The organism is Alcaligenes sp. 13f (genome assembly GCF_020496585.1).
GTDB classification, from domain to species: Bacteria; Pseudomonadota; Gammaproteobacteria; order Burkholderiales; family Burkholderiaceae_B; genus Alcaligenes; species Alcaligenes phenolicus.
Map to the genome: position 1 here is coordinate 1 of NZ_JAHKKC010000047.1, position 8,472 is coordinate 8,472.

Below are 8,472 nucleotides of genomic sequence, written 5' to 3' on the forward strand. Positions count from 1 at the left end.
TTCACGCGCCTGCGAGCTTGCCCCCGGCCCGCAAACGGCCTGATGGTGTGATCTGAGGCCTGATCGACCGAAAACCGTAGAATCGTGAGCGACACCTCATCGCCTGGGCGGGAGAACAAAAAAATAAACCCCAGGGCGCAAAACCAGGGGTTTATCAGCAGTCTGGTAGCCTTCCAGGCTATTCTTTTGGAGACAAGATTTTGACTTTTCCCCGTCGCTTTCCATCCCGACTGACTCTTGGCGTGTTGACCACCAGCGTCTTGCTGGCCGCCTGTGCCAGCGCCCCCTTAAGTGAGCGCAGCGTCACCATCAAGCGCGACAGCTACGGCACTCCTCATATCTATGCCGACAGCACTTATGGCCTGTTCTATGGCTATGCCTATGCCGTGGCTACAGACCGTCTTTACCAGATGGAAATTGCCAAGCGCTCTGGCTGGGGAACCGTGGCAGAAGTTCTGGGACCGGACTTCCTGGAGCTGGATAAAGTCACTCACAACAATATCGATCCGGACTCTATCCGCAAACAATTGGCCGCTCTGTCCAAAGAGGACCGCGCCATGTTCGAGGGCTATGCCGCTGGTTTCACCCAACGCGTTCGCGAGGTGAAAGCCCAGCGCGACACCTTGATGCCCAAGGAGTTTCTGGACAAAGGGTTTGAGCCTTCTGAGTGGCAGCCTGAAGACATTGCCATGGTCTGGGTGGGCCTGATTCTGAACCGCTTCTTTGCTGGCACGGCCGAAGTGGCCAACCTGAATCTGCTGGAAACCCTGAAAGCAGACCAGGGCGCGGAACGTGGTGAACAGCTTTACAAACAACTACGCTGGCTGAACGACCCGACTGCCCCCACCATTATTCCGCAGCCTGACGCCAAGGCAGCGCTGGCCGATTTGCCTACGCATTTGCAGGCTCTGTCCGCACAAGCGGCGCAGGACTACCTGCACAAGCAAGCCGTGGCCTTGGGCCCCACCGTGGCCGCAGGCACACCTACTGCCAGCAATGCCTGGTTGCTGGGCCCCGAAAAGACAAGCCACGGTCATGCCGTGCTGTACAACGGCCCGCAACAAGGCTGGTACACCCCGTCCATTACCTATAGCGTCGGCCTGCACGGTGCCGGCTACGACCTGACCGGCAGCACGGCCGTTGCCCTGCCCGCTATTTTGTTCGGCACCAATGGCCAGATTGCCTGGGGCTCCACCGTGGGTTCGCTGGACACCAATGACGTCTACCAATTACGCTTGAAAGACGGTGACCCGCATAGTTACTGGTACAACAATGCCTGGCACCCCATGGAGCACAAGCAGGTACGCATCAAGGTGCGTGGTCAGGACGATGTGACGCAGGACGTTTACCGCACAGCTCAAGGTTATGTCAGCAGTTGGGACAAAAAGAACAACACCGCCTACGCCAACCGTCGCACCTGGGAAGGCCGGGAAATTGAAACCTTGCTGGGCTGGGCCCATGCGGCCAAGGCCAAGAACTGGGATCAATTCATGGCTCAGGCCTCGCGCGTCAGCGCCTCCATTACCTGGTTCTACGCCGACACCCAGAACAATATCGGTGCGGCAGCCCTGGGCCTCTTGCCCAAGCGTCCAGCCAATCAGGCGATCCAGTTCCCTGCAGCGGGCGACGGCAGTATGGAATGGCAAGGCTTCCTGAGCTTTGATCACAACCCAAAAGTGCTGAACCCGCAGCAAGGCTATATCGCCAGCTGGAACAACAAGGCCTACGGTGCCTTGCTGGCAGACAACTCCAACTTCTCCTATGTGGACCGTGTGCAGGAACTGCTGGCACCGCTACAGGCCAAGCAGCGCCTGAGTGACGAAGAAATCTGGGGCATTGACTCCCTGGGTGCCCGCTCTGATCTGAATGCGCGCTACTTCGCCCCCATCATCCAGGAAGCTGCCAAGCTGCCACGTGCCAGTGCACTGGCACGTCAGGCTGCCGAACAACTGAAAGGCTGGGACTACAAGCTGCACGTGGCCAGCAATGGCAAACAGTACGAAGGCAGCGCCCCAGCCGTGATGCAGGCCTGGATGCAAGCCGCAGTGCCCGTATTCCTGAAAGGTCGTTTGCCTGACAGCGTCTACAACACCTACACACAAAGCCTGTACCCGGCCATGGATGACCCGCGCAGTGCCCAGCCCGCTGCGGCCGCCAAGCTGATCTGGAATGCCATTCAGGGCCCGGCTGCTGGTGTGCCACAAACAATTGATTTCCTGCAAGGTCGCCCGGCCCAGGAACTGGTGCTGGACGCACTGGAGCAAGCTGCTGCCTCGCTACAGAAATCACAGGGTGCACAAGCCCAGCAATGGCGTGCTCCAGCCGTATCCATGCTGTTCGCCGCACGCAATGCGATTGGGGTGCCTTGGTCTGACCCTGCGCACGAGCGCCGCATCATGCCTTATCTGAACACCGGCAGCGCCCGATTCCAGTATGTGCTGGACCCCACCGGCGTGCGCATGTGCTCGGTGATGGCTCCCGGTCAAAGCGGTTTCATCAATCCTGAAGGCGAAGCCAGCGCCCATCACTCGGATCAGTTGGAGATGTTTGCTGCCTTCAAGTGCAAGAGCGATGCCATCAGCGCTCAGGACATCGACAAGGCCAGCCAGGATAGCCAAACCCTGCGCTACTAAGCCGTCAATAGAAAACGGGGCCTGGAGCGGTACACGCTCCAGGCCTCGTTTCTTTCTGCTTCACCCGGCAGGCTTAATCCCTCGCCACCACCTGGTTACGACCAGCGCGCTTGGCTTGATACAAGCGCTGGTCAGCCTGCATCAGGACATCCTCAATCACCTGACCGGGCTGACACACCGCCAAACCCATACTGGCCGTAATCTGAAAAGCCTCGCGGTCGTGGTTATAAAAGGTTTGTGCCTGTACCTGGCTCAAAAGCAGATCGGCAAAACTCAAGGCCTGCGCATCACTACGTCCGGCCAGTATCAGCACAAACTCCTCGCCACCATAACGGGCCGCCAGATCATCCGGCCCCAGCTGCGCCTTGAATAAAGAGGCAGTACGCGTCAGCACGTCATCCCCTACCGAGTGACCGTGGGTATCGTTGATCTGCTTGAAATGATCCAGATCCACCATCAGCACATGCAGCCTTTCATGCACTGGTCCCTGTCCCAGCTGACGGCTAATCGCGCCCCGGTTCAACAAGCCGGTCAAGGTATCGTGTGTGGCTTGCCGATATAAACGCAGCAAAAGCCCCAGGTGAAAATAATTGGCTGTTAAAGCGACGACCAGCAAGGCTGTCAAAAGCCAAAGATCCTGTAAACCTTTCATGCTTAGCCAGGTTCCCGAACTGACACTGGCCAAAACCTGCAAAGCAATTAACGCGCCCCCCACCAAGGCTGATTCCAGCAAAGTGAAAGGAAAAATGCTTAAGGTGGCCACCAGCAGGAAAGGAATAAAGCCATACCCCAGTACAACGTACTGGCCGGCCCCGGACAGGGTCAGCAGCATATAAGCGTAAAAAGAGGCCGGCAAAATAAAGACCAGGCCGCTTAAAACATAAATGCGGGTAATGCGCTGGTGGCCATTGAAAGCCAGCCATACGCACAAGATCAATCCCCCCAGGCTTAAAACCCGTATCGCCATCAAATGCGCGGGCCAGCTGGGCAAGACCAGCCAGTCCATCAAAGTCCAAAGGGGGGTCAACAAAGCAAATAACAAGCCGACCAGAATGACACGGCTGCGCAAATACTCCATTCGGGCATGAATGAAGTCACGAGAATGATATTTCCCGCTCAGTGTGTCGCGCACCGAGCTAATACTGATCGCTTGCAAGTTTTTCCAGCCTTCCAGAATTGTTCCCATCAATCAATTCGCTAAGAAGAAACAAAGTAACATAACGGCAATTTTTAGTTACATGAGTTTGAAAAACAAGCTGTCAGTTCTTTCAGGGTCAGCCCGCGCTGACCCCGACTTACAATCACACCACTTGAGGTTGCTTACTCATCCAGCTAATTACCTCTTCCAACATCGGTTCGCCCGAATCCTGCGGGCGCCACAGCAGACCCAGTTGACCATGCAAGCGCGGGTCGCTCCAGTCCAGGTTCAAGATACACAGCTCCGGGTAGACCGGCACCATGCTGCGTGTCATGGGCACTAAAAAGTCGCTATTGACCGCCACACGGGCATTGGTATGTGCGTAGGCGGACTCAATGGCGCAGGTGGGATACGGCAGGCCCTTGGCATCCAGACCCAGTTCAAAACTGCGCCGCATCGGGCTGTTTCGTGGTGGCAATATCCAGGGATACCCCAGCGTCTGCTCCCAGGTCACTTCATCTTGCTGTGCCAAAGGATGCTTGCGGCAAGCCGCTACCCCCAAAGGCACCATACCCAAAGGCAAATACGCCATCGCCGGGTTACGGCCTGCTTCATCCACACGGCCAATGACCAGATCCAGTTCGCCCTGTTCCAGATTACGACTCAAAATATCCAGCGTGCCTTCCTGAATACGGATATGGCATTGTGGATCGCGCTCGTGCAAATACACCAGCAACTGCGGCAAATAAACCGCAGCCACCATAGGCGAAATACCCAAAGTAAATTGCTGGCGAAAACCCTGCCTGTATTGCTCCAGAGTTGCATTCATGCGGTCAAGGCGATTCAACACCCCCTGGGCCTGGGAAACCAGCGCCAGGGCGGCTGGCAAAGGCTCAATGCCGCGAGCATGACGCTCGAACAAGGGCATGCCTATATTGTCTTCAAAATCCTTGAGCCATTTTGACAAGGCAGGCTGAGTCATATTGGACTGCCGGGCCACATCGCTCATGCTTTTTTCTTCGCACAAACGAATTAAAACCTGCAGATGCTTCAAGCGAATGCGTTCACTCCAGCTCATGACTTACCTATATGAAAGAGGTATATATACCTGCAAGTTATTCAATTTAACATTATGGCTACTGCTTCCATAATGGGGATACCCAAAGCTACAAAATAGGCACTTCATGTCTCAGTCAGTACCCAATTTTTTATTGATCATTGCGGATCAACTCCGCGCAGACCATTTGGCTTGTTACGGCAATAAAGAAGTTAAAACGCCCAATCTGGATGCGTTAGCCGCTCGCGGTTGGAGTGCTGACCGATTTTACGTCGCCACCCCCATCTGTATGCCCAACCGTGCGTCCCTGATGACAGGTCGCATGGCCTCGGTGCACGGCGCCCGCCACAATGGTGTGCCCCTGCCACTGGACTCCAACACCTTTGTCGATGTACTGCGCCAGGCAGGCTGGAGCACAGCTTTGGTCGGCAAGGCGCACCTGCAAAATATAACGGATACGCCCCCGCTCTACCCACGGCCGGATGATCCCCCAACCAAGGGAGAAGCTCGCCCTCCTCTGCCTACCAACGATTACGGCCAGGAATGTGGCCAATGGTGGCGCGATCGCGCCGATCACGGTGTTCAGCTACCTTTTTACGGCTACGAGCACGTGGACCTGGCCATTGATCACGGCGATCAGGTCTGGGGCGACTATGGCCGCTGGCTGCAGGATGAACATCCTGAAATCGCCGCCCTGTCCGGCCCTGAAAACGCCATCCCGACTCCGGACTACGAGTTAAGCCGCATTGGCCAGGCCTGGCGTACCCGTGTGCCAGAAGAGTACAGCACCACGGCCTGGATTGGTGAACGGACCCGCGCTGTGCTGGACAAATATGCCCAGGAACAACAGCCCTTCTTTATTCAGTGCTCCTTCCCGGACCCGCATCATCCCTTCACTCCACACGGTCAGTACTGGGATATGTACAAGCCTGAAGAGGTCAGCCTGCCCGACTCCTTCCACCTGGGTCCGCATCCCCTGCCTGCCCATCTGCAATTGCTGCATCAACTGCGCGATGAAGGCAAAGCCATCAAGCACACTCCTACGCTGTTTGCCTGTTCCGAGCGCGAGGCCCGCGAGGCGATTGCGCTGAACTACGGTTCCATCACGCATATTGATGCCGAGATCGGGCGCATTCTGGACCATCTGGAGCGCACTGGCCAGGCGGAGAACACCATCGTCATTTTCATGAGTGATCATGGCGACTTCATGGGCGACCATCAATTGATGCTGAAGGGCCCTGTGCATTACCAAAGCATTATTCGCAGCCCCTTTATCTGGTTTGACCCCAAGGATGCGAAAACTCAAGGCACAAGTGAGGCGGTCTGCTCTACCATTGACGTCGCGCCTACAGTGCTGGAGCGTGCCGGCCAATTGCCCTACAACGGCATCCAGGGTCGCTCCTTGCTGAAAGTGATGCACAAGGAGCCTGTGGAATGGCGCAAAGGCGTACTGATCGAAGAAGAAAACCAGCGCAAGCTGTTCAATACGCCTATTCGCACCAAGCTGCGTTCGCTGGTCACGCAGCAGCACCGTCTGAGCCTGTATGAAGGCGGTCAAATTGGAGAGCTGTACGATCTGCAAGCCGATCCGCTGGAACAACATAATTTGTGGAATGAACCGGACGCGCAAGCGTTAAAAACAACGCTTTTGTGTCAATTGATCGATACCATGATGGCTCACAGCGAAACCAGTCCCTTGCCTTTGGCGATAGCGTGAGCTGAACACTGTTAATTACCCCTATCTGGAGACATCTATGCCCACCCTTTCCTTACTGCGCAAAGTAAGCATTTGTGCGCTGATCTTACCTTTGGCTACACCAGTCCAGAGTGCCGAGGTGGCCACCATTGTGGTCAGTTCCGTGGCAGGAGGCCCGCTAGATGTCCTGGGTCGCATGTTGGCCCGCGAAGCCACTGAAACCACCGGCCAGACGATTGTGGTGGAGAACCGGGCGGGTGCAGCCGGTACGATTGCTGCAGAGGCAGTGGGCCGGGCCAAGCCAGATGGCAATACCTTGCTGCTGACACTGGATACGGTTGCGACAGCCAACCCGCATATTTACGTCAACAGCAAGTTCAAGATCGGGGAGTCCCTGGACCTGGTGTCTTTGCTGGGTACTTTTGACCAGGTTCTGGTGGTTCCCAGCAAGACCGGCATCACAACACCTGCCGAGTTTCTGGAGCGCGCCCGCGCCAAGCCCATGAATTACGGCTCGGCCGGTATGGGTTCGCCTGGGCATTTGATGATGTCGGCCTTGACGCAAGATAGCGGTATCAAGCTGGATCACATTCCGTATCGCAGCAATAGCGCTGTGGTCAATGATATGTATGGCGAGCGTCTGGACAGCGGCTTTTTGACGATTGCCGGTGTCTTGGGTCCGATCAAGGAAGGTTTGCTGACTCCCTTGGCGACTTCTGGCGGCAAGCGCAATCCTTTACTGCCTGAGGTTCCTACTTTGGCCGAAGCAAAGCTGCCTGGATTGGAAAACTTTAACGAGAGCTTCTCGTATCTGGTTTTCACCACCAAGGGTTCGCCTCCAGAGAAGATCAAGGCATGGAACGATTTGCTCAGCGATATCGTGAAGCGTCCGTCCACCGCCGAGACTTTGCGGATGCTGGATATTCAAGCCTACGACTCATCCAAGGTTTCTCCAGCCCAATGGGTGCAGCAGCGTAACGCTCGCTGGGAACAGATTGTGCGGGATAACAATATTCGCTCTGATCAGTAATTGTTGGAATTACAGCCCCTGGTTTCAGGGGCTGTTTTTTTTGGGCTGCGTAGGTGCGTAGGTATTGCTGAGGGGAGGCTTTCTTCGTGGAGTTGCCTTGGGGAGACTCAATGCTTGATAGCGAGCCAGCTCGTAAAAAGAAGGGAGCAGGAGCAGGGAGCCGGTTAGTGCAGGTGTAGTGGTGTTCGGGCTGAGCACTTGCCGGTGCTACGCACCGGTGCCCTTGTCAGGAGATAGCTACGGGCGCACCCTGAACTCCCGGGGTGGCTCGTCCCCCGGACGAGCCACAAGCGCCCCGGTCAAACAACAGGGTGCTTGCATCCCTACGCTATCTCCTGACCGCGGCAAGTACTCTGATCCGCCCGACCACCACTACACCTGCACCAACCGGCAGACTCACATTACTCTGTTCCCTTCTTTTCAAGAGTCCAACTGAATGGCTCAATGCGATATGAGGTTTGCTACTTTTACGCCCTGTTTAAGGTGTGAAAACTATGGCGCCAGAAGTGGCCAACAACAACAACAACAACAACAACAACAACAACAACAACAACAACAACAACAACAACCAAAGCCAAAGCCAAAGCCAAAGCCAAAAGAGTAGCGCCCCAAAACCTTAAAGCCTCCTCCAGCATCGTAAAAAAGCTACTTAATCCCCCCCCCTTTTTCCTCAACTCCAGTCACCTCGCCTATGACCCACGTACTCAAACCAAGCTCAAAACCTGTCTGAAGCGTCCCAAGAAAAACGAAACCACCGTTCAACAAGTCCAAACCATTTCTACTCTCCAGTGCTGTTTGGGCTATGTACACGATGTTGCTTGTTTTCTTGTGGGGCCCGGGTACGGCTTGGCGGGCGAGTCAGGGCTCTTGCCGCCGGCAGAGTGCTGGGGCGGGATGCAAGGGGCGTGCTGTTTGAGG

At 55.8% G+C, this 8,472-nt stretch carries 6 protein-coding genes; 3 read left to right on the forward strand and 3 right to left on the reverse strand.

All coding sequences use genetic code 11. The features are described from left to right. Positions 1–200: 200 nt before the first annotated feature. Entirely contained in the window at positions 201–2,633 is a 2,433-nt protein-coding gene (locus KOE80_RS19900) for a penicillin acylase family protein (protein ID WP_226349822.1), read from the forward strand. A 73-nt stretch (positions 2,634–2,706) separates the two neighbouring features. Here KOE80_RS19900 and KOE80_RS19905 read toward each other — a convergent pair whose 3' ends face one another. Both KOE80_RS19905 and KOE80_RS19910 read right to left on the reverse strand, forming a co-directional pair. Then, a complete protein-coding gene (locus KOE80_RS19905) occupies positions 2,707–3,819 on the reverse strand; it encodes a sensor domain-containing diguanylate cyclase (protein ID WP_009464009.1) in 1,113 nt (370 codons plus the stop codon). A 115-nt stretch (positions 3,820–3,934) separates the two neighbouring features. Further along, positions 3,935–4,849, reverse strand: coding sequence for a LysR family transcriptional regulator (locus KOE80_RS19910; RefSeq protein WP_226349823.1), 915 nt, complete (start codon positions 4,847–4,849; stop codon positions 3,935–3,937). 106 nt (positions 4,850–4,955) lie between these two features. On the opposite strand from KOE80_RS19910, the gene KOE80_RS19915 reads away from it, so the two are divergent. Together KOE80_RS19915 and KOE80_RS19920 are read left to right on the forward strand one after the other, a co-directional pair. Continuing rightward, on the forward strand, positions 4,956–6,545 hold the full coding sequence (locus KOE80_RS19915) for a sulfatase (RefSeq protein ID WP_226349824.1): 1,590 nt from the start codon (positions 4,956–4,958) through the stop codon (positions 6,543–6,545). A gap of 37 nt (positions 6,546–6,582) precedes the next feature. Continuing rightward, the gene (locus KOE80_RS19920; RefSeq protein ID WP_009464013.1) at positions 6,583–7,554 is read left to right on the forward strand and encodes a Bug family tripartite tricarboxylate transporter substrate binding protein; all 972 of its coding nucleotides are present in this window, start codon (positions 6,583–6,585) and stop codon (positions 7,552–7,554) included. 467 nt (positions 7,555–8,021) lie between these two features. Here the strand turns inward: KOE80_RS19920 and KOE80_RS19925 are convergent, their stop codons facing one another. Further along, positions 8,022–8,189: a hypothetical protein gene (locus KOE80_RS19925; RefSeq protein WP_226349825.1), complete on the reverse strand. Its 168-nt coding sequence runs from the start codon at positions 8,187–8,189 to the stop codon at positions 8,022–8,024. Positions 8,190–8,472: the final 283 nt, after the last annotated feature.